At 70.1% G+C, this 20,402-nt stretch carries 19 protein-coding genes; 11 read left to right on the top strand and 8 right to left on the bottom strand.

Features of this window, described 5'->3' with window-relative positions; genetic code table 11:
• Positions 1-141: 141 nt before the first annotated feature.
• The 5 genes from GF068_RS13595 (at position 142) to GF068_RS13575 (ending at position 6,352) form a co-directional block, all read left to right on the top strand.
• The gene (locus GF068_RS13595) at positions 142-609 is read left to right on the top strand and encodes a Tudor-knot domain-containing protein (RefSeq protein WP_153819758.1); all 468 of its coding nucleotides are present in this window, start codon (positions 142-144) and stop codon (positions 607-609) included.
• Between the two features lie 4 nt (positions 610-613).
• A complete protein-coding gene (locus tag GF068_RS13590) occupies positions 614-1,780 on the top strand; it encodes an acyltransferase family protein (protein WP_153819757.1) in 1,167 nt (388 codons plus the stop codon).
• Between the two features lie 125 nt (positions 1,781-1,905).
• Positions 1,906-3,990 carry an elongation factor G gene (gene fusA, locus GF068_RS13585; protein WP_338046372.1) on the top strand — a complete coding sequence of 695 codons (2,085 nt, stop codon included), beginning with the start codon at positions 1,906-1,908 and terminating at the stop codon, positions 3,988-3,990.
• Between the two features lie 8 nt (positions 3,991-3,998).
• Positions 3,999-5,321, top strand: a complete 1,323-nt coding sequence (locus GF068_RS13580; protein WP_153819756.1) for an AAA family ATPase — start codon at positions 3,999-4,001, stop codon at positions 5,319-5,321.
• Between the two features lie 95 nt (positions 5,322-5,416).
• Positions 5,417-6,352 (top strand): cation diffusion facilitator family transporter, encoded by a 936-nt coding sequence (locus tag GF068_RS13575; protein ID WP_206079469.1) that lies wholly within the window; start codon positions 5,417-5,419, stop codon positions 6,350-6,352.
• On the opposite strand, the gene GF068_RS13570 is transcribed toward GF068_RS13575, so the two are convergent.
• Complete coding sequence (locus tag GF068_RS13570; protein ID WP_153819754.1) at positions 6,353-6,781, bottom strand: DUF6918 family protein; 429 nt, start codon at positions 6,779-6,781, stop codon at positions 6,353-6,355.
• 270 nt (positions 6,782-7,051) lie between these two features.
• Here GF068_RS13570 and GF068_RS13565 point away from each other — a divergent pair, with 270 nt between their 5' ends.
• Together GF068_RS13565 and GF068_RS13560 are read left to right on the top strand one after the other, a co-directional pair.
• Positions 7,052-7,825: a hypothetical protein gene (locus GF068_RS13565; protein ID WP_153819753.1), complete on the top strand. Its 774-nt coding sequence runs from the start codon at positions 7,052-7,054 to the stop codon at positions 7,823-7,825.
• Positions 7,826-7,930: 105 nt separating this feature from the next.
• Positions 7,931-8,203, top strand: a complete 273-nt coding sequence (locus GF068_RS13560) for a hypothetical protein (protein ID WP_153819752.1) — start codon at positions 7,931-7,933, stop codon at positions 8,201-8,203.
• Positions 8,204-8,206: 3 nt separating this feature from the next.
• Here GF068_RS13560 and GF068_RS13555 read toward each other — a convergent pair whose 3' ends face one another.
• The 7 genes from GF068_RS13555 to GF068_RS13525 form a co-directional block, all read right to left on the bottom strand.
• Positions 8,207-9,232, bottom strand: a complete 1,026-nt coding sequence (locus GF068_RS13555; RefSeq protein WP_153819751.1) for a site-2 protease family protein — start codon at positions 9,230-9,232, stop codon at positions 8,207-8,209.
• 32 nt (positions 9,233-9,264) lie between these two features.
• Positions 9,265-9,924, bottom strand: a complete 660-nt coding sequence (gene mobA, locus GF068_RS13550; protein ID WP_240806849.1) for a molybdenum cofactor guanylyltransferase — start codon at positions 9,922-9,924, stop codon at positions 9,265-9,267.
• A complete protein-coding gene (locus GF068_RS13545) occupies positions 9,921-11,840 on the bottom strand; it encodes a molybdopterin biosynthesis protein (RefSeq protein WP_206079468.1) in 1,920 nt (639 codons plus the stop codon). Before GF068_RS13545 ends, mobA begins: the two co-directional genes overlap by 4 nt.
• Positions 11,841-11,854: 14 nt before the next feature.
• A complete protein-coding gene (locus GF068_RS13540) occupies positions 11,855-13,108 on the bottom strand; it encodes a molybdopterin molybdotransferase MoeA (protein ID WP_206079467.1) in 1,254 nt (417 codons plus the stop codon).
• Between the two features lie 6 nt (positions 13,109-13,114).
• Positions 13,115-14,743, bottom strand: a complete 1,629-nt coding sequence (locus GF068_RS13535) for an NADH-ubiquinone oxidoreductase-F iron-sulfur binding region domain-containing protein (RefSeq protein WP_153819749.1) — start codon at positions 14,741-14,743, stop codon at positions 13,115-13,117.
• Between the two features lie 22 nt (positions 14,744-14,765).
• Entirely contained in the window at positions 14,766-14,990 is a 225-nt protein-coding gene (locus GF068_RS13530) for a hypothetical protein (protein WP_153819748.1), read from the bottom strand.
• Between the two features lie 265 nt (positions 14,991-15,255).
• Positions 15,256-17,301: a DUF2330 domain-containing protein gene (locus GF068_RS13525; protein ID WP_153819747.1), complete on the bottom strand. Its 2,046-nt coding sequence runs from the start codon at positions 17,299-17,301 to the stop codon at positions 15,256-15,258.
• Between the two features lie 197 nt (positions 17,302-17,498).
• Between GF068_RS13525 and GF068_RS13520 the strand changes: the two genes are divergently transcribed.
• Genes GF068_RS13520 through GF068_RS13505 form a run of 4 tightly spaced genes read left to right on the top strand, consistent with a single transcriptional unit; the run spans position 17,499 to position 20,401 of the window.
• Positions 17,499-18,119, top strand: a complete 621-nt coding sequence (locus GF068_RS13520) for a MerR family transcriptional regulator (protein ID WP_153819746.1) — start codon at positions 17,499-17,501, stop codon at positions 18,117-18,119.
• A gap of 7 nt (positions 18,120-18,126) precedes the next feature.
• Entirely contained in the window at positions 18,127-18,690 is a 564-nt protein-coding gene (gene folE, locus GF068_RS13515; RefSeq protein ID WP_153819745.1) for a GTP cyclohydrolase I, read from the top strand.
• A gap of 30 nt (positions 18,691-18,720) precedes the next feature.
• On the top strand, positions 18,721-19,374 hold the full coding sequence (locus GF068_RS13510; protein ID WP_153819744.1) for an LON peptidase substrate-binding domain-containing protein: 654 nt from the start codon (positions 18,721-18,723) through the stop codon (positions 19,372-19,374).
• Between the two features lie 49 nt (positions 19,375-19,423).
• The gene (locus tag GF068_RS13505) at positions 19,424-20,401 is read left to right on the top strand and encodes a hypothetical protein (protein WP_153819743.1); all 978 of its coding nucleotides are present in this window, start codon (positions 19,424-19,426) and stop codon (positions 20,399-20,401) included.
• Position 20,402: the final 1 nt, after the last annotated feature.

Here is a 20,402-nt window from a genome sequence, read left to right as displayed (position 1 = left end):
AAGGGAGTTGTCGCAGTTGGATGATGCGACCGCGAGGGCACGCGCTTGGGTGGGCGAGGTCGCGGCGTGCTTGCAAGCCCCGTCCCTCGGGGGTATCTCGCCGGAGCCGGAGACGTCTCTCCGACGCTCGAACTCCGCGTCATGGCCTTCGTTCGGTCCTCGGTGATCTCCCTCGCGCTCCTCGCCGCCGTCACGTCGACCGGCTGCAAGCGCCGCTATGACGTGGGCGACAAGGTCCTCGTCGAGTGGGAGAAGAACAACTACCCGGCGGTCATCCTCGAGACGCAGGGGACGACGAAGTTCAAGGTGCACTACGAGGGCTACGACGCGATCTGGGACGAGGTCGTGCCCCGCGACCGCGTGAAGGGCCTCGTCGAGGGGACGGTCGTGCACCCCGAGCCGCCCGCGAAGGTGCGCGCGAAGGCGATCGCGGCCGCGCAGACGAACATCTACAAGATCGGCGATCGCGTCCGCGTCGAGTGGCACGGCACGATGTACCCCGCCGTGATCGTCGGCATCGTCGGGCAGGAGCGGTACCGCATCCACTTCGAAGGGTACGGCGACGAGTGGGACGACACCGTGGGCCTGCCCCGCATCCAGCCGCGCTAGGCGCATGCCGCTGACCCTCGAGAGGCCTCTGCCTCGCGCGGGCCCGAGCCTGCCGCAGCTCGACGCGCTGCGCGGCGTGGCGATCCTCGCCGTCTTCGTCCAGCACGCAGGCGATCGGTTCCTGCCGCTCGTGCGACCCGCGATCGAGGCGAACGCGCCGTCGCCGCTCGTCCCGTGGATCCTGACCGTGCTGCACCACGCGTGGTGGGGCGTCGATCTCTTCTTCGTGCTCTCGGGCTTCTCGCTGGGGCTCTCGTGGCTCCGTTCGGGAGGACAAACCCCGCGCGAGTTCTTGCTCCGGCGCGCCGCGCGGATCCTGCCCGCGTACTGGGTCGCGCTCGTCGTGACGCTCGCCTTCCACCGCGGCGTGCTCGATGCGCCCGCGCTGCCCGCCTCGCTCGCCGCGCATCTGTTGGTGCTCCAAGGATACGTCTCGCCGGGCGGGATCGTGATCATCGGGGCGACGTGGTCGCTCACGACGGAGGCTTGTTTCTACCTCCTGTTCCCGTGGCTCGCGCCGGTGATCCTGCGGGAGGGCAGGCGGGCGCTCTGGATCGGCGCGGCCCTCGTGGTGGGGAGCTGGCTCGCGCGCGCCGCGCTGCACGCGATCGTGCTCGAGCCGGGGGTCCACACGGGCTTGCTCGAAGCGACGCAGCGGCGGTGGATCCCGAGCCGGCTCGATCAGTTCGTGCTCGGCGCGCTCGCGGCGCGGGCGTTCGTCGTCCTCTCACGATCCGCGCGCGCGGCTGCGATCGCGCCCTACGCGCTCGTGGCGTGTGTGCCCGCGCTCGTCGTCGCGTTCCGGCTGGAGGGGCTCCGTTACCTCGAGCCGGGCGGCGGATGGCCCTACGCGCTCCTCTCGCTCGTGACGGCGGCGCTCGTCCTCTCGGCGGTGCTCTGCCGCGGCCGCGCGCTCGCGATCGTCGCGCCGCGCCCGCTCGCCTTCGTCGGGATCGTGAGTTACGGCGTGTTTCTGTATCACCAGCTCGCCCTCGGGCTCTCGGACCTCGAGCCCCAGTCCCCTCCAACCTGGAAGAACCTCGCGGGCACCACGTCGTTCGCGCTGGTCGCCTCGCTGATCGTGGGCTACGCATCGTGGGTGCTCGTCGAGCGCCCTTCGATGCGATGGGCGAGCCCGAAAAGAGGGGAATCTCGTCCCTCACCGGCGTGACGAGACGGTGTCAGCGGGCACGCCAGTCCACTTTCCCCTGGCGTGCACCCCAGCCAACGATTATAGCGCGCCGCGTTTTTTGCCGAGAGCCGCCCTCCCTGAGGTAGGCGGCAGGAGTCCTCTTCGTGATCAGCGATCTGTCCAGGCTCAGGAACATAGGAATCAGCGCCCACATCGACTCGGGGAAGACCACGCTGACCGAGCGCATCCTCTTCTACACGAAGAGGATCCACGCCATTCACGACGTGAAGGGCAAGGACGGCGTCGGCGCGAAGATGGACTCGATGGACCTCGAGCGCGAGCGCGGGATCACCATCCAGTCCGCGGCGACCTTCTGCAACTGGGGCAACACCCAGATCAACATCATCGACACGCCCGGGCACGTCGACTTCACGATCGAGGTCGAGCGCAGCTTGCGCGTGCTCGACGGCGCGATCCTGGTGCTGTGCTCGGTCGCGGGCGTGCAGTCGCAGTCGCTCACGGTCGATCGGCAGATGCGCCGCTACGGCGTCCCGCGCATCGCGTTCGTGAACAAGTGCGACCGCGCCGGCGCGAACCCGCTCCGCGCGCGTGATCAGCTCCGCGAGAAGCTCAACCTGAACCCGGTGCTCTTGCAGCTCCCGATCGGCCTCGAGGACAAGTTCGAGGGCGTCGTCGACCTGACCAAGATGAAGGCGTTCCGGTTCGAGGGCGCGAACGGCGAGAAGATCCTCGAGTCCGACGTGCCGGCCGACATGCAGGCCGAGGCGCAGAAGTGCCGCGAGGAGATGCTCGACGCGCTCTCCATGTTCTCCGACGAGCTCACCGAGGCGATGCTCGAGGAGAAGGTCACCGAGGACCTCATCAACAAGGCCATCCGCTCGGCCACGGTGAACCTCCAGATCGTGCCCGTGATGATGGGCTCGGCCTACAAGAACAAGGCCGTGCAGCTCCTGCTCGACGGGGTGACGAAGTTCTTGCCCTGCCCGACGGACGTCACGAACCACGCCGTCGACCTCGAGAAGGACGAGGCGAAGATCGCGCTCGAGAGTGATCCCGACAAGCCGCTCGTGATGCTCGCGTTCAAGCTCGAGGACGGCCGCTACGGCCAGCTCTCGTACCTGCGCGTCTACCAGGGCACGGTCTTGAAGGGCAAGGAGATCACGAACACGCGCACGGGCAAGCGCCACAAGGTCGGCCGCCTCGTCCGCATGCACTCCGACGAGATGGAGGACATCGACAGCGCGGGCGCGGGTGACATCGTCGCGATGTTCGGCGTCGACTGCAACTCGGGCGACACGTTCACCGACGGCACGCTCAGCGTGGCGATGACGAGCATGCACGTGCCCGAGCCGGTCATCGCGTTGACCGTGACGCCGAAGGACAACAAGGCGCAGGTCAACATGTCGAAGGCGCTGAAGCGCTTCACGAAGGAAGACCCGACCTTCCGCGTGGGCAGCGATCCCGAGACGAACGAGACGATCGTCCAGGGCATGGGCGAGCTGCACCTCGACGTGTACATCGAGCGCATGAAGCGCGAGTACGGCGCCGAGGTCGTGACGAGCCCGCCGCGCGTCGCGTACCGCGAGACGATCACCCGCCGCGTGGAGTTCAACTACACGCACAAGAAGCAGACCGGCGGCTCGGGTCAGTACGGCAAGGTCGCGGGCTTCATGGAGCCCATGGACGACGCGTACGAGTTCGTCGACGACATCACGGGCGGCTCCATCCCGAAGGAGTTCATCCCCTCCTGCGACAAGGGCTTCCGCTCGATGCTCGCGAAGGGCCTCGTGATCCAGGCGCCCGTGACGGGCGTGCGCGTGACGATCAACGACGGCGCGGCCCACGCGGTCGACTCCTCGGACATCGCGTTCCAGGAGGCAGCGCGCGGCGCGTGGCGTGAGGCGTATCCGAAGGCGGGTCCGCAGATCCTCGAGCCGCTGATGAAGGTCGCCGCCGAGAGCCCGGCCGAGTTCCAGGGCGGGGTCGTCGGCATCCTGATGCAGCGCCGCGGCATCATCATCGGCACGACGGAGTCGGACGGCTTCTGCCGCGTCGAGGCGGAGGTCCCCCTCGCCGAGATGTTCGGGTTCTCGACCGTTCTTCGCTCCGCGACGCAGGGCAAGGCCGAGTTTACCATGGAGTTCTCCCGGTACGCCCCGGTCCCCGGAGCGATCTCCGAGGAGCTCATCAAGAAGCACAAAGAAGAGCTGGCGAAGAAGGGGAAGTGAGGGCACCCATGTACCGCAAAGAGGTCAACGAGCGGAGCCCCATGCGGGTCTTCGAGAAGTCGATGCACGGCGGCCTGGGCCGCGGCAACGTGGGTGTCGTGCTCTCGCGCGCGGGCGTCGGCAAGACGGCGCTGCTCGTGCAGATCGCGCTGGACGATCTGCTGCGCGACCGGCGCGTCCTGCACATCTCGACGGAGCACGCCGTCGATCACGTGCGCGCCTACTACGACGAGCTCTTCCACGACATCGCGACGTACACGAAGCTCGCCGAGCCCGAGGCCGTGCGCCTCGACCTCGAGCGTCACCGGCTGATCTTCTCGCTCCTCGGCCACGCGAACACGACCGAGGGCCTGTCGTCGTCGATGAAGAAGCTCGTCGAGACCGTCGCGTTCGCCCGCGAGATCGCGCACTTCTCGCCGGACGTGATCATCATCGACGGCTTCGACTTCGCCCACGCGACCGAGGCCATGGTGAACACGCTGGCCACGATCGCCCGGGATCACTCGGCCGAGCTCTGGCTCTCGTCGAGGACGACGAAGGGCGCCGGCGAGGCGAAGCCGGGCTCGGCGCCCGCGCCGATCGATCGGTTCTTCGACAAACTCGGCGTCGTGGTCTACCTCGACCCCGAGAAGGACGTCGTGCGCCTGCGCCTCCTGAAGGACCACGACAGCAAGGAGATCGCCGATCTCTCGCTCCGCCTCCAGCCGCACACGATGCGGATCATCGACGCGGACATCCCTCCGGCCTCGGAGCGCCCGCGTGACGCGAAGCGCTTCCGCCTCTTCTCGGGCGGCGCGAAGGGCGCGGAGGCGGCGTTCGGCGCGTGCGCGGAGCGCTGGGGCCTCACGGAGACGAACTACAGCTTCGAGGGCCACACGTTGCGCGAGCGCGCGCGTGGGGTCGTGGAGCTGAGCGAGGCGGACCTGCGCCGCGGCGACTTCAGCCTGGTCTACGTCTCGAAGCGCCTCGGCCGCGTGCTCAGCGAGATCCCGCTGGTGCGCAACGTGCTGCAGACGATCTGGTACCAGATCAACGCGGCGCGTGAGGTCTTCGTCGTCGGCCAGATCCAGGACGACGGCACGGTCCGCGGCGGGACGGGCTGGGGCGCGGAGCTCGCGAGGCTCTGGAAGAAGCCGCTCTACGTCTTCGATCAGCAGAAGCGGACGTGGTTCCGCTGGAGCGGGTCGGCGTGGGAGATGGCGACCTTGCCGCTCATCAAGAGCGAGGCCTTCGCCGGCATCGGGACGCAGAACCTGACCGACGACGGCAAGCAGGCGATCGAGGAGCTCTTCCAGCGCTCGTTCGGCGACCCGCCCTCGAAGCGCGACTGACGTAGGCGCGCCCGAGGAGAGCGAGGACCCCAGCATGGCCTGGCCGTGCTGGGGTTTTCGTTTTGGGGCGGCGCGCTCGTGATACAAGGTCTTCCGTGTCGTCGTCGGAAGACAACTCGACCTCCCATATCGTCCAGTCGCTCTTCGCCAACCTCGCGATCGCAGCGGGCAAGGGCGTCGTCGCGTTCATGACGGGCTCGGGCGCGCTGCTCGCCGAGACGCTGCACTCGGCGGCGGATTGCGGCAATCAGCTCCTGCTCCTGCTCGGCGTGAAGCGGGCGCGGAAGAAGCCGGACGCGTCGCACCCGCTCGGCTACGGGCGCTCGCTCTACTTCTGGTCGTTCCTCGTGGCGCTCTTGCTCTTCTCGGGCGGCGGCGTCTTCTCGATCTACGAGGGGATCCACAAGCTCGGCCACCCCGAGCCCGTGGAGAAGGTGCACCTCGGCCTCGGGATCCTCGGGTTTTCCCTGCTGATCGAGGGCGCAGCGACGATCTCGAACATCCGCGAGATGAACAAGCGCCGCGGGCAGAAGCCGTTCTTCCAGTACCTCCGCGACACGAAGGACTCGGACCTCGTCGTGGTCTTCGGCGAGAACGCGGCGGCCTCGCTGGGCCTCATCCTCGCGTCGCTCGCGCTCACGGCGGCGTACGTGACGAACGATCCGAAGTGGGACGCGATCGGCAGCATCGCGATCGGGGTCGTGCTGATGGCCGTGGCCGTCTTCCTCGCGGTGGAGGTCATGTCGCTCCTGATCGGCGAGTCGGCCGATCCGGAGGTCGAGGTGGCCGTGCGGCAGGTGATCGCGAAGCACCCGAAGATCGACCGGGTGCTGCACGTGATCACGGTGCAGCAGGGGCCGGGCGAGGTGCTCGTCTGCGTGAAGGTGAGCTTCTACGACGGCGTGACCACGAACGAGGTCTGCACGTCGATCAACGAGTTCGAGACGGCGTTGCGGAGCCGGCGGAGCGACGTCCGCTGGTGCTTCGTCGAGCCGGACATCCCGCGCGTGGCGGGGGCGCAGGTCGCCTGATCACGCGTATTTTTCGATGACCTTCGAGAGGCGCGGGATGGCCTCCTCGACGTGCTTCTTGGCCGTTCCGCGCAGCGACTCGTAGGTCGAACGGACGATCGCGTTTTTCGCGTTTTTCGATTTCGCGTCGGTCACGGACAGTAGCGCGTCGGCGACGCGCCCGCGGTTGTCCTGGAAGAATTTCACGGGATTGCCCGTGGACACGCCCTCGTCCCAGATCGGGTCGACCTTCGTGGCCATCTCGGGCAGGAGCGACTCGATGACGTGCGGAATGAAGCCGGGCTTGATGCCCTTGATCGCCTTGTAACCCGCCTTGAGCGGCAGCGCGGTGAACCCCTTCGACGCGACCTCTTCGTCGATCAGCGTGGCGCAGTCGGAGATGATCCGGCTCTTCTTGTCCTTGTCCGCGAGCGCATCCGAGAGTCCCATTCTTCGTTTCCTCTTTCTGAAAGCGAACGCCGTCCTAGCACACGAGCCCGGCCGCGCGCGAGTTTCACGCCCCGCGCGAAACGCCCCTTCCGCCCGGAGCAAGCGCCTATCCCCCGCTCGCCGCACCAGGCGAACAGCGTCGAATGGACAAGCGCGGCCGCCCTTGGTTGGTAATATGAGGCACTAGCTGATCATACGGCTTGGATTCGGGGGGATCCAATGAGATCGAGTTGCGGCGTCTGTGGGTCGACCGGGGAGGGGGAGCGCCCGGTGCCGGAGGGGGCGATCTGTCCGCGGTGCGTGTCGGAGGTCTTCGCCGCGCGTTTCTTGGGGAAAACGGAGATTTCGGATCCGGACGAGGATCCGACGTGTATCTGGACGCCCGGGGCCGGGCGCGAGGGGCCGCGGAGCACGCGGGACAGGATCGCGGAGCTGCACGAGCTCGCCGATCGTTCGTCCCGCGCGTCGATCCTGCCGCCGCCGATGCCCGGGATCGGGGAGGTGTCGCTCAGCGTCCGCGAGGCGATCCGCGGCGTGGACCTCTTTCCGGCCGCGCCGGCCACGAGCAACGACGCCTCGCGCGAGCGTGCGCCTTCGTCGTCGCGACCGCCGCGGGCGTTCACGTTCGACCGGGTCCTCTTGGCGGTGGCGGTCGGCGGGTCGCTCGTGATGGGGTACAAGGTCGGCGTGGAGCGGACGGCGCGGGCGGGGCGCTCGTCGTTATCGGCGCCGGAGCTCGCGGGCAAGGTGATGGCGGGCGCGGCCGAGCGGGCGCACCGGATCGCCACGAGCTTCCGGCTCTCCACGATCTTGCCGCCGCCGCCGCCGGAGCCGGTGATGGCGCTGCCGGCGGCGAAGGCCGCGGCGATGCCTGCGCCGAAATGGCAGAGCCACGTGCCCCGGACGAACCGGAATGCGCCGACCGTCGCGACGACGAAGGCGCCCGCGGCGGAGGTCGAGGAGGAGGCGATACCTTCGGTGCCCCCGCCGGCGATGTCGCTCGTCGAGGCGATGGCGGAGGCCGTCAAAGCGAAGCAACCTTGAAAACGCCCTGCTCTTTTTCGTGACGGGAGGCGAGCGAAAAGAGCGGGACGGGCATCTCTTCTTACGTACTTAGAGCTGTAACCATCTTACCTTCGAGAGAACACCATGCGCTTTCTTGCTCCTCGCATTCGCCGCCGTCCATCCATTGCGCGCCACGACCGGAGGCCCGTCCCGGCCGATCCCTGGTCGTTCACGGCAAACGAATACATGGAAGCCGTGACGTTCGTCGAGTTCGTGCTGGGCGAATTCGACGACGAGGAGGAGGAGCGGCCTGCGTCCGACGCCGCCGCGGACGTGCAGGCGCTCGGGGCGCGCGTGGCCCGGGCGCGGCGGATGGGGCGGCCGCGGGGCGGGCTCCGGCGTCGCGCGGCGGGCTGATGCTCAGTAGGTCGCCCACGGCGTGGGCATGAAGAGCAGGACGAAGACGACGAGCGAGAGGACGGCGACGCCGCGGCGCACGGGCGAGAGCTCGCCGGGCTCGGTCGGGGGGTGGTCCTTGCCGCCGAGGCGGCCGAGCAGGTGGACCAGGACGAACCACACGAGCCACGAGATCGAATTGCCGACGGCGTCGCCGATCCCCTCGCCGGCGCGGAGCGCGGGGGGCAGGAAGCGGGCGAGGTTCAAAAGGAACATGCCGAGCATCGTCACGTGGACGATCCGGGCATAACGATTCTGCTTCTCGCCGAAGAGGGCATACGCGATGTGCCCGCCGTCGAGCTGGCCGACGGGGACCAGGTTCAGCATGGTCACGAAGAGCCCGACCCAGCCGGCGAACGCGGGGCCATTGAGGAAGACGTCGTGCCCCTCGGGGATCGCGCCGAGGGCGAGGCGCTTCAATACGAAATATAGCAGGCATTGCCCCTCCTGGATGCCCTCCTCGGGGATGGGCAGGACGGGCGAGGTGCGCAGGCCGTAGAGGATCACGGGGATGGCGACGAGCAGCCCGGCGAGCGGGCCGGCCGCGCCGATGTCGAGCAATGCATTGCGGCTCTTGATGCGGCCGCTCATCCCGATGACCGCGCCCATGGTGCCGAAGGGGCTCAGGAGGGGCAGCGGAATGAAGAAGGGCAAGGAGGCCGGGACTTTGTGGAGGCGCGCCGCGAAGTAATGGCCGAGCTCGTGCGTGAGCAGGATGGCCATGAGCGGGACGGTGTAGGTCCAGGCGCGGAGGACGCCGCGGATCTGCTCGGCGAAGGGCGCACCGGCCGGGATGAGGCCGTTCGCGAGGGCGAAGGTGACGAGGGTCGAGACGATGGTGAGCAGGAAGAGGAGCAGGTTCTTTTGCCACCGGAGCGGCCCCGCGGCGGCCGGGGCGGCGTCGGCATAGGGATCTTGCAGAGGCGCCTCGGCGGCCTCTGCGGGGGCCGCGGGGCGAAGGTCGGTCGTCTCGGCTTGGTCCCTTTGCATCGGGCGTAGGGTGGCCGGCCTTCGGCCTCGGCTCAAGCCGGATCGCGTGGCCTCGGCAGGCCCGCGACGTCGAGCGCGGCGCGCCAGTCGTCCTGCGTGTTGAGGTTTCGCAAGGCGAGGATCTCGTCGCCGGAGAGGGCGAGCCCGGGCGCTTCGTGGAGCCGATCTTCCGGGACGACGAGCGTGCGCACGCGTTCGAAGAGGAAAAACGGGCGGAGGCGGTCCTCTGCGAGGAGGTGGTCGATCTCGGATTTCACCGAGGTGCCGTACACGGCCGCGAGCGGGTGGTAATGGCCGCCGGCGCGCGGGACGACGACGTCGTGCGACGCGCCGCGTAGTTCCCAGAGGAAACGCACGAGCGCGGGATCCACGAACGGCGCGTCGGTGGAGGAGACGAACGCGGCGTCGGCCGCGCCGGTGAGGGACGCGAGGCCAACCGCGATGCCCTGGAGCGGGCCGCGGCCCTCGACGGGGTCGTCGGCGAGGATGACGTCGGGCGGCAGCGGCGGGAGGTCCTGCCCGGGGGCGCGGACGACGACGAGGGGCGAGGCGACCGTGGCGAGGCGACGCACGACGCGCTGGAGGAGGTGCTCGTCGCCGAAGGGCAGCCAGGCCTTGGGGCGGCCCATGCGGCTGCTCCTGCCGCCCGCGAGGACGACGGCGCCGAGGCCGGGGATACGTGCTTCGTTCAAGCGAGCAGCCCTCGGGCGCGCAGGGTGTTCCGCGCAGGTTCACTCGCGAGCTCCGCCAGGAACGCGCGTACGGCGGTCCTCGCGAGGCGCGCGGAGGGCACCACGAAGTCGAAGCGCTCCTCGCCGATCGGGAGGAAGCCGAGGCCGCGGTCGCGGGCGACGATGTCGATCGCGACGCCGAAATCGGCGCGGCCCTGGGCGACGGCGGCGGCGACGGCGCGGTGGGAGGAGGCCTCGACGGAGTGGCCGGCGGGGCGCGCGCCTTCGAGGAGGCGATCGTAGAGCGCGCGGGTGCCGCTGCCGCGGTTCCGGTTGATCATCACGACGCCGGGCGCGCGCGCGGCCTCGCGGACGGCGTCCTCGGCGCGTTTGCCCTCGAAGCGCGCGTCGCCGGGGCGGAAGACGACGCCCTGCATGCGGCCGTAGCCGCGGACGAGCTCGAGCCCCGGGCCGAGGAAAGGCGTGTTGTAGGTGCCGGTCTCGGGGTCGTAGAGGTGGACGCCCGCGACGTCGCACTCGCCGCGACGAACGGCGGCGAGTCCGGCCTCGCTGCCGACGGCGATGAGCTTGCTCGTGGTGCCCGAAGCGGCGAGGCGGCCGAGCAAGACGTCGAGGCCGACGCAATGGCTGCCGATGACGACGAGGTCGACCTGCCGCGGGCGAGAGCCGGCGACGGGGTGGATGGCGACGACGTCGCCGGCGTCGAGCATCTCGACGCGCTCGTCGATGATGAAGAAGCCGTCGGCCTGGGAGAAGGTGGTCACGGAGCCCGAGCCCTTGCCGATGGGATACGCGACGAGCGCGCCGTGTTCGTCCGAGACGAGGCGCACGAGCACGTACTCGGTGCGGCCGTGCTCGCTCGTGACGCGGAAGGGCAGGCGCGCCGCGAGCGTGTCGTCCGCGCGCTCGGAGCGGCCCGCGAGCGCGCGGACGACGGGCGCGACGAACTCGTGGAAGGTGAAGATCGCCGAGGTCGGGAAGCCGGGCAGGACGACGACGGGTTTGCCCGCGCTCGAGGCGAGGCAGAGAGGTTTGCCCGGCTTGAGGGCGACGCCGTGCACGACGATGCCGGGCGGCTCGAGGGCCTCGGCGAGGACACGCGTGTTGAGGTCGCCCGGCCCCTTCGAGGTGCCGCCCGAGAGCAGCACGACGTGGGCCTCGGCGAGGGCGCGGACGAGCGCGCCGCGTACGGCGGCCTCGTCGTCGGGCACGATGCCCGCGAGGAAGGGCTCACCGCCGGCCTCGCGGACGGCGTCGGCGAGGATGCGGGCGTTCGAATCGTAGACGGCGCCCGGCGGCAGAGGCTGGCCGGGCGGGACGATCTCGTCGCCGGTCGAGAGGATCGCCACGCGAGGCCGCGCGAGGACCGCAACGTGATCAAGACCGATCGCCGCGAGCACGCCCGTCTCGCGCGAGGTGAGACGCTCCTTCGCGCGGAGCACGACCTCGCCCTGCGCGACGTCGGTGCCGGCGTAGGTGATCGATCGGCCGGGGATCGCGGCCTTCGTGATGAGCACGTCGTCGCCGTCGAGCTGCGTGTGCTCGACCATGACGATCGCGTCGGCGCCGCGGGGCACGGCGCCGCCCGTGGGGATCGCGAGGGCCGTGTTGGGCTCGACGGTCGCCTCGGGGATGCGGCCCATCGCGACCACGTCGGGCAAGCGCCGCAGCCGGCGGGGCTCGTGTTCGGTCGCGCCGAAGGTGTCGGCCGCGCGCACCGCGTAGCCGTCGACGTTCGAGCGATCGAAGCCGGGCACGTCGACGGGGCTCGCGACGTCCTCGGCGAGCAGGCGCCCGAGCGCCGCGTCGAGCGGGACGACCTCGGCGCCCACGGGTCCGAGCTCGCCGATCGCCGCACGGAAGCGACGCTCGGCCTCGGCTCGGTCCACGACGTTGAGGAACTGCGCTTGCTTCACGACGCCCCCCGAGGTCAATCGTACAGGAAGACCTCGACCTCCTCGTCCTCGGCGTGGCCCTCGCTGCCGGCCGAGACGAGCACGACGCCGTCCGCGCGGGTCGTCGAGGAGAGGATGGACGCGCCGCTCGTCATGATCGGCGTGACCCGCGCGCCGTCGTACGCCACGCGGACGTAATCCACGCGGCCGAGCTCCGAGACGATCTTCGCGGCGAGGCGGCCGCGCGCGCGCCTGTGTGGCCACGCCCGGGGCAGGCCTCCGAGCGCGCGGATCGTTGGACCTGCAAAGAACTCGTACGCACACAAGCACGAGACCGGGTTGCCCGGCAGGAGGAAGACGGTGCGCTCGCGAGTTTTGCCGGCGATGAAGCCGAAGCCGGCCGGGCTCGAAGGGCGCATGGCCACGCCGTGCACGGTGAGCTCGCCGATCTCGGCGAGCGCGAGCGGCGCGTGATCCTCCGGCCCCACGGACGAGCCACCCGAGACGAGCACGACGTCCTCGTCACCCGCTGCGATCGCCTCGCGCACGAGCTCGTACCGATCCGCCGCGCGTACCGTCGGCGAGAGCGCGCCGCCGTCCCGCGCGACGAGCGCCGCGAGCACCACGCTGTTCGAGTCCACGATGCATGATCCCTCGGGCATCTGGCCCGGCGCGAGCAGCTCGTCGCCCGTGATCACGACCCGCACGCGTGGCCTCGCCACGACGGGCACGAGGGCCGCGCCGACGCTCGCCAGGAGCCCCACGTCCTGCGGCCGGAGCTTGCGCCCGCGCCGCGCCACGATCGATCCCGCGGGCACGTCCTCGCCCACCGCGCCGACGTGTTTGCCGGGCGAGACCGGCTCCACGACCGAGACGATCGTCCGGTCCCCGCGCGTGATCTCCTCGGCGCGCTCCGCCATGAGGACCGCGTCCGCGCCCTCGGGTACGGGCGCGCCCGTCGTGATCCGCACGGCCTCACCATGACGAAGCGCGCCTGCGAACGGCCTGCCCGGCCTCGCCTCGCCGATGAGCACGAGCGAGGCGGGCGCGTACGTGCTCGCGCCGAACGTCGACTCACCGACGACGGCCCATCCATCCATCGCGGCGCGTCGGAAGTGCGGCACGCTCACGGCGGCGCATACGTCCTCGGCGAGCACGCGCCCGCTCGCCTCCGTCACGGGCACGCGCTCGGCGTCGAGCGCGATCGAGCGGGACGCGAGCGTGGAGAGCGCCTCGTCGACGCTCGCGCGCCTCTGGAAGCCGCGCATGCGCACGTCTCTGCCGCTCATGCTCGCTCAGTCCTCCGGGAAGCGGGCGCGCACGTCGTCCTCGAACGCGCGCAGGACGGAGAGGAAGGGCGCGACGGCGACCTGGCCGAGGCCGCAGATCGAGGTCTCGGCGAGGGTCTCGGCGAGCTCTCCGAGCACGGCGAGGTGCCGCTTCTTCCCGCGGCCGAGGACGGCCTCTTCGAGGATCGCGACGGCCTTCTCCGTGCCCACGCGGCACGGCACGCACTTGCCGCACGACTCGTTGCGGAAGAAGGCCACCACGTTCGTCACGAGGTCGACGATGTCCGCGCCTTCGCACACCACGAGCACCGCGCCCGAGCCGAGCATCGATCCGCGCTTCTGCAGCGCGTCGAAGTCGAGCGGCGCGTCGACGGCGTCCGCGCGCAAGAAATTCGACGACGCCCCGCCGGGCGCGATCGCGAGGATCGGCCTCCCGTCGCGCGTGCCGCCGGCCCGCTCGATGAGCTCGCCGATCGTCGTGCCCATGGGCACTTGATAGACGCCCGGCGCCGCGACGTCGCCCGACAGCGCGATGAACTTGAGCCCGCCCGAGCCGCGCACGCCGCGCGCCTTCCACGCCTCCGCGCCCTCCTTCACGATGAGCGGCACGTACGAGAACGTCTCGACGTTGTTCATCAGCGTGGGGCAACCGAAGAGGCCCTTCTGACCGGGGAACGGCGGCTTGTTCCTCGGCTCGCCGCGGTTGTCTTCGAGGCACTCGAGCAGCGCCGTCTCCTCGCCGAGGATGTACCCGCCCGGCGAGACGACGATCCGCACGTCGAAGGGCTTTTCTGGGCCGAGGGCGTCGGGGCCGAGCGCGCCGCTCTCGCGAGCCTCCTCGATGGCTCGCGCGAGCTTCTCCTTCTCGGGCCCGTACTCGTGGCGGATGAACACGATCCCCTCGGAGGCCCCGACCACGAGCGCGGCGATGGCCATACCTTCGAGGACGAGGTGCGGGAGCTCGTCGAGGATCACGCGGTCCTTGAACGTCCCCGGCTCGCTCTCGTCCGCGTTGCACACGACGTACTTCGGGCGCGCCGCCTCCTTGCGGACGAACTTCCACTTGAGCCCCGTCGGGAAACCCGCGCCGCCCATGCCACGCAGCCCGCTCGCCTCGAGCGTCGCCACGATCCGATCGGCCGCGAGCGCCTCCCCGCGCAGCGACACGAGCACGCCGTACCTGGATGCCTGGTCCTCGTACGGATCACTCGCCCAGCGTCGCGCCGTCGTGGTCGTCTCGTCGGGCCCTGCTTCCTCGGGCCGGCGAACGAGCTCGGCGAGGGCGACGAGGTCCCCCGCGTGGACCGGCCTCTCGTTGATCGTGGCCGCCGGTGCGTGATCGCAGCGGCCGAGGCAACTCGCGTCGCGCACGGCCACGGACGGATCGGTCGCGAGCGCTCGCCGCGCGCGGGTCAGGAAATCGCGGCCGCCGGCGAGCCTGCAGGTCATGTCGCGGCAGAGCGCGACCTCCACGCGTGGCGGCGGCTCGCGGCGGAAGTGCGGGTAAAACGAGACGAGGCCTTCGATCCGGTAGAGCGGCACGCCGAGCTTCTGCGCGAGCTCGACGAGGCGCGTGTCCTCGAGCCAGCCGTGCTCGTGCTGCAGTTCGGTCAGCGCGTCGATGATGGCGCCCACGTGCGCCCCCCTTGCTCCGCGATCAGCGGCAGAGCCTGCCGATGTCCGTGATGCGTTCCTTGAGCTCGTGCGGCGGCAGGAAGACGCCCAGCGCGGCCTGGAGCGTCGGCAGCGCGCGTTCGAGATCGTCCCGCTTCATCTTGTTTGCGTCGACCCCGATCCGCGCGAAGGCGCGCTGGATCGTGCCCTTCGCGAAGACCGGCGAAAGGCCGCTGCGCTGGACTACTTGGTCGAACAGGGAGTCCACGCGAACGCCATCCTTCGTTGAGCGGGTTCATGCATCTCGTGCCCGCAGATCATAGCGGATTTCGCTCGCGTGGCGCGCGGGCGATCTCCACCCGTGATGCGGAGACGCTGTACCCCGTCGCGAGGAGGGCGCCCGGCACGAAACATGATTCCGACATCCTACCACGTCGTCCCTCCTGGCAACACGGCCGATCAGGGGGCCCTTTCGACGTTTTCCTGCCACGCGAGCGCGCGCCGCATGGCCCGCTCGCCCGGGACAGCCCGGATCAAGACGACGAGCGCTCGCGCCGTGGTTTGTCCTTGGCGCTGCGCCGCGAACGATCCGGCCGCGCGAGGCGCCGCAGCGGCGCGAGGATCGCCAGCAAGCCCAGGGTGATCACGCTCGCCTTGGGCCCACGCTTGCGCAATTTTTTCGCGTGCGCGCGGTGCGCCATCGAGGACGTCTCGTCATGGCGGGACGCGTCGATCGTCGCGACGCGTCGAGCCGCGCTGCTCGGCGCGCGCGCCTCTTCTTCCCAGTCGCCCCAGTCGTCGTCCCAGTCGTCGCCGCCGTCGTCGGTGTCCCCGCTGCACGAGTCGCTGCTGCTCGAGTCGTCGTCCGAGGTGTCGCCGCCGCAGTCCTCGCTCGACGTGTCGTCGTAGTAGCCGTCGTCGTAGGTGTCCGAGGTGTCGCCGCCGCAGTCGTCGCTCGACGTATCGTCGTAGTAGCCGTCGTCGTAGGTGTCCGAGGTGTCGCCGCCGCAGTCCTCGCTCGACGTGTCGTCGTAGTAGCTGTCGTCGTAGGTGTCCGAGGTGTCGCCGCCGCAGTCCTCGCTCGACGTGTCGTCGTAGTAGCCGTCGTCGTAGGTCTCCGTCGTGTCGTCGACGATCGGCTCCGCGGTGCCCACACAGGCGCAGCCGACGTCGTCGTAGTCGTCGTCGTAGTAGCCGGCCGATCCGCCTGCGCCCGCGCCGACGCCTGCGCCTGCGCCGTTTGATCCCCCTTGCTGCCCGCCCGAGCTCGAGCTGCTGCCGGCGCTCGTGCTCGTGCTCGAGCTGCTCGTGTTGCACGAGGCGAGGTCGAGGCTCTGCGCCGTGAGCAGCGGCTTCACGTCGGGGGCCGCGGGCTCGAACGTCACGGGCCACGTGCTGCCGGCCTTGGTCGCCGGGATGAGCATCGTCACGCGCGTGAGCACCACGTCCCTCGGCACCATGCCGGCGAACCCGACCGCGAGGTCGTCGGTGATGCCGCCGCAGCGCAGCTTCTCGGGATCGATCTCCCCGCCGGCGGGCACCTCCGCGCACGCGAGGCTCCCGTCCACGACGCCGAGCTCGGCGCGCGGACAGCTCTCGGCCACCGGGTACACGTCGTCGAGCGCCACCGCGGCCGCCGTGATGCAGGGCGACGCGTTCGTGTCGCCGTCGCCGTAACCCGCGGCGCGCTGAAAGAAGCTCGTGACCACGCCCGTGATCGAGCTCGTGCCGTTCGCGATCGGCTCGTTCATCACGAACGCGTCGTGGCTCGCGGCCTCGATCAGCGCCGCGCTCGGCCCGCCGACGCGCAGTTCGTCCGCGCGCAGCACCTTGTAGTTCGAGTCCGCGGACGCCGCTTTCCAGGAGAGCTCGCTCATCGGGAGCGTGATCGGCTTGCTGCCCGCGAGCGCGGCCCGGCCGTCGCCGATCATCCACGCCGTGACGCGTAGCTCCGTGCTCCCGGCGCGCGTCAGGGCGAGCGGCAGCGCGGCCTCCGGCGTGGGGGAGACGACGCGCAGGGTGGAGGTGACGAACTTCGCGTTCGGCGCGTTGTAGCGCTCGGCGAAGAAGCGCTTGCCGGCCATGCCTCCGAGCGTGACGGCGAGGTCCGGCGAGACCTCCAAGCCACGCTGGGTCGCCCAGGCGACGACGGCTTGCGCGTCCTTCAAGAGGACGGACTCGACGGGCGCGACGCTGCCCGACGGGTCGAGGCTCTCCGTCACGTGGAACAGATCGGCAGCGCTCGGCGCTTCGCCGGGGCAGACGGGGCTCACGCCGACCGGCCCGAGGACGCGGGGCGCGGTGGCCGAGGCGAGGGCTTCGAACCACGCGTCGGAGCTGTGATCGAGCGCCGCGCCTGGCGAGACGGGGACGACGATCGCGAACGGCTCCTCGACGCCGTCGACGCGCAGGCTGGTCCAGAGCGTCGAGCGCGTGGGGCCGACGGCCACGGCCACGCGCGCTTCGATCGGCTCGCTCGGACCACTCGGGAGCCAGGCGCCGGCCGCGTCGGCGCGCTGGGTCATGGCGAGGGTCGTGATCGCGACGAGGCCCGTGAGGGGGAGCAAGCGCAAGAGCATGCCGGCCCATCAGCAAGCGACGTGCCTCTGCCGCATTCAAGCGAAATCGCCGACTTTCGTGCCTCGCCTCGGGGAGTGAGAACACTCGTTCATAGCCGGCTGCGCGACGCGGGCGAGGCGCGCGTGTGGACGTGAAGCACACGACGGGAGGTGGGACCCCCTTGCCGGTTACGTAACCTCATGTACCTTGGAAACCCGTGGATCCTCATGCCCCTGCTCCGCGCGCCGATTCGCCCGGCGCGAATGCGGAGACGGACCGCCCGCGCGAAACACAGCTCCTGACCACCGGTGAGATGGCGCGGCTGTCGAACAGCACGCTCCGCACGGTGCGATTTTACGAGGAAGAAGGCATCCTCCGGCCTGCCCGGCGCACGGACGGCGGGCACCGGCTCTTCGAGCGCACCGAGCTCGATCGGCTGATGCTCGTGACGGACATGCGCATGGCGGGCCTGTCGCTCGACGACATCAAGGCCATCCTCGACGTGAAGAAGAGCGCGACGAGCGGGGCCGCGGCCGCACAGCAGGCCACGCGTGTCCTCGCCGCGCGGATCGACGAGCTCAAGGAGAAGCTCGCCATCCTGAACCGCCTGCGCGACGACCTCGAGGAGACGACCAAGGTCGTCGAGCCCTGCACGCGTTGCGAGGACGAAAAGGCGTTCCCCACCGCCTGCGAGACCTGCACCGTGATGACCTCGCAGCCGGTCTTGCCGCGCAGCGTCCGCGTGCTCTGGTCCATCAACCCCTGCAATCACCACGATCCGGCGCGCAAGGCCGCGGCCGCGGCGGGCGGGGCCGAGGGCGAGAAAGAGCCGGCCTGAAGGCACCATGATCGATCGCAGCGCGGCCGCGCGCGCCATCGTTGATTTCCTGCGCGCCCTCGGGAAGGAGCCCGTGGGCGAGCTCGAGGGCACCGGCGAGCGCGTGGCCGACGCGTGGGCCGACGACCTGCTCGAAGGCGAGTCCATCGACGCCGCCGCGGTGCTGCGCGAAGGTTCGCTCGGCGCGCGCGAGACGGGCATGGGCATCGTCGTCGTGCGGGACCTCGCCGTCACGACCGTTTGCCCGCACCACCTCTTGCCCGCGATCGGCACGGCGATCGTCGCGTACCAGCCGGGCGCGCGTGTCGCGGGGATCGGCACGCTCGCCCGCGTCGTCGACGTCGTCGCGCGTCGGCTCACCTTGCAGGAGGAGATCGGCGCGACGGTCGTCGACCTGCTCGTCCGTGAGCTCGAAGCGAAGGGCGCGCTCTGCCAGCTCTCGCTCACGCACACCTGCCTCGTGTCGCGCGGCGAGCGGAAGACCGGGGCGATCGTGGAGACCATGGCGCTGTCGGGATCCTTCGCCACGAGCGAGGGGCGCGCGCTCGCGCTCGCGGCGCTCGGCCGCTGATCCACGCGTGGTGCGTGCTACGTTCCGTCGATGAACACCCTCTCGGACCTGCTGGAGGCGCTCGAGGCGTTGCCGCTCTTCCCGCTGCCGAACACGGTGCTCTTCCCCGGCGCGCACCTGCCGCTGCACGTCTTCGAGCCTCGGTATCGCGCCATGGTCGAGGACGCGCTCGCGACGCACCGGTCGATGGCGATCGTGATGATCACGGACGAGCGGGCCGTGGACGCGCATGGTCATCCCGAGATCGCCGGTGTCGCCGGGCTCGGGACGATCCTCGATCACGCCGAGCTGCCGGGCGGTCGTTACAACATCCTCCTCCGGGGCCGCGCGCGGGTGCGCTTGTCGGAGCTCTCGTTCGTGCCGCCGTACCGGCGCGCCCGCGCGGACGTGCTCGTGCCTCCGGACGAGGAGATCACGCAGAGCGAGCTCTCGGCCTTGGTCTCGACGGCGACGGCGTTCACGCAGTTCGTCCGGGAGCGGGATCGGGGCTTCGAGTTTCGCTTGCCGCAGGGCGCGAAGCCGGCTTTGCTCGCCGACCTCTGCGCCCACCACCTCGTGCTCGACGCGCGTGAACGTCAAGCGATCCTCGAGACGCTCTCGCCACGCGCGCGGGTTCGTCGTGTCGCCGAGGTCCTCGCGATGCAGCGGCACACGCTCGCGCCGGGCGGGCGCGAGCTCAATTGATCCCGCTCGGCGCGTGCGTCGCGCCCCTCATGGGCTACTCTGGCCGCCCATGACCGTGAACGTCCCCCCTGCCTCCGCCGAAGCGCCGATGATCGTCAAGCACCCGGGCTGCCCCGAGTGGGGCCTCGGCTTTCTCTCCGAGGAGCGCGACGACAAGCGTTTCTATGATTTCGAGGACGGCATGAGCCACTCGATCGCCAAGGCCTTCTGGTCGAAGCTCGAGCCGGTCACGCTCGGCGCCGCGGAGGCGCGGGCCCTCGAGAAGAAGGTCCGCGGGCTCAAGGAGTCGAGGTCGGGTTCGGGCAAGCCGAAGCAGAAGGCCGTCGCGCCCGTCTTGCCGAACTTCGACGCGCAGTTCTCGCTCTTCCTCGAGATCTTCCCGGGGGGCTTCACGAGCGCGCGTTTCGCCAAGGAGGAGCGTGGGGTCGAGGACCCGAACCCGACGGCCAAGAAGGCCAAGGCCACGCGCGCGATCGCCATGGCCACGGCGAAGGACTTGCTCGCGCGGGACGTGCTCGACAAGCAGATCCAGGCCGGCGCCTTCACGGAGATCGTGGCGAACGTGCGCACGATCCACAAGGCCGCGACGGGCCTGCTCCACCCGCTCGGCGACATCATCCCGTTCAGCAAGATGGCGGCCGAGCACGACAAGGACGTCGCCGAGGCGATCCGCGATCTGCTCTACGGCGCCGACGCGTACGACGCGCGCTTCGATCGGCTCGTCGTGGTCCTCGGCAAGGCCAAGCTCGCGACGTGGCCGCTCGTGACGGTGCTCTCGGCGCTCATGGAGCCGGAGAGCCACGTCTTCGTGAAGCCCTCGTTCTACGAGAAGCAGGCGGCGATGATGAGCTTCCCGCTCAAGTACGAGCGCGCGCCGAGCGCCGCCACGTACGAGCGCATGCGCGCGCTCGTCGACGACATCGCGCAGAAGCTCATCGAGAAGGGGCAGACGCCGCGCGACAAGATGGACGTCTACTCGTTCATGGCGCGGACGATGTCGCCGCAGCAGCCGCCGAAGAAGGGCTAGG

Origin of the sequence: Polyangium spumosum (assembly GCF_009649845.1) — a bacterium.
GTDB classification, from domain to species: Bacteria; Myxococcota_A; Polyangia; order Polyangiales; family Polyangiaceae; genus Polyangium; species Polyangium spumosum.
The sequence above is the reverse complement of the archived record's forward strand: the minus strand, read 5'-3'. Positions and strand labels throughout refer to the sequence as shown.

Coding starts and splice junctions, on each gene's coding strand:
- GF068_RS13560 (WP_153819752.1), top strand. CDS start 7,931: ATGCGCTTTCTTGCTCCTCGCATTCGCCGCCGTCCATCCATTGCGCGC.
- folE (WP_153819745.1), top strand. CDS start 18,127: ATGATCGATCGCAGCGCGGCCGCGCGCGCCATCGTTGATTTCCTGCGC.
- GF068_RS13525 (WP_153819747.1), bottom strand. CDS start 17,301: ATGCTCTTGCGCTTGCTCCCCCTCACGGGCCTCGTCGCGATCACGACC.
- GF068_RS13505 (WP_153819743.1), top strand. CDS start 19,424: ATGACCGTGAACGTCCCCCCTGCCTCCGCCGAAGCGCCGATGATCGTC.
- GF068_RS13595 (WP_153819758.1), top strand. CDS start 142: ATGGCCTTCGTTCGGTCCTCGGTGATCTCCCTCGCGCTCCTCGCCGCC.
- GF068_RS13580 (WP_153819756.1), top strand. CDS start 3,999: ATGTACCGCAAAGAGGTCAACGAGCGGAGCCCCATGCGGGTCTTCGAG.
- GF068_RS13590 (WP_153819757.1), top strand. CDS start 614: ATGCCGCTGACCCTCGAGAGGCCTCTGCCTCGCGCGGGCCCGAGCCTG.
- GF068_RS13555 (WP_153819751.1), bottom strand. CDS start 9,232: ATGCAAAGGGACCAAGCCGAGACGACCGACCTTCGCCCCGCGGCCCCC.
- GF068_RS13570 (WP_153819754.1), bottom strand. CDS start 6,781: ATGGGACTCTCGGATGCGCTCGCGGACAAGGACAAGAAGAGCCGGATC.
- GF068_RS13510 (WP_153819744.1), top strand. CDS start 18,721: ATGAACACCCTCTCGGACCTGCTGGAGGCGCTCGAGGCGTTGCCGCTC.
- GF068_RS13540 (WP_206079467.1), bottom strand. CDS start 13,108: ATGAGCGGCAGAGACGTGCGCATGCGCGGCTTCCAGAGGCGCGCGAGC.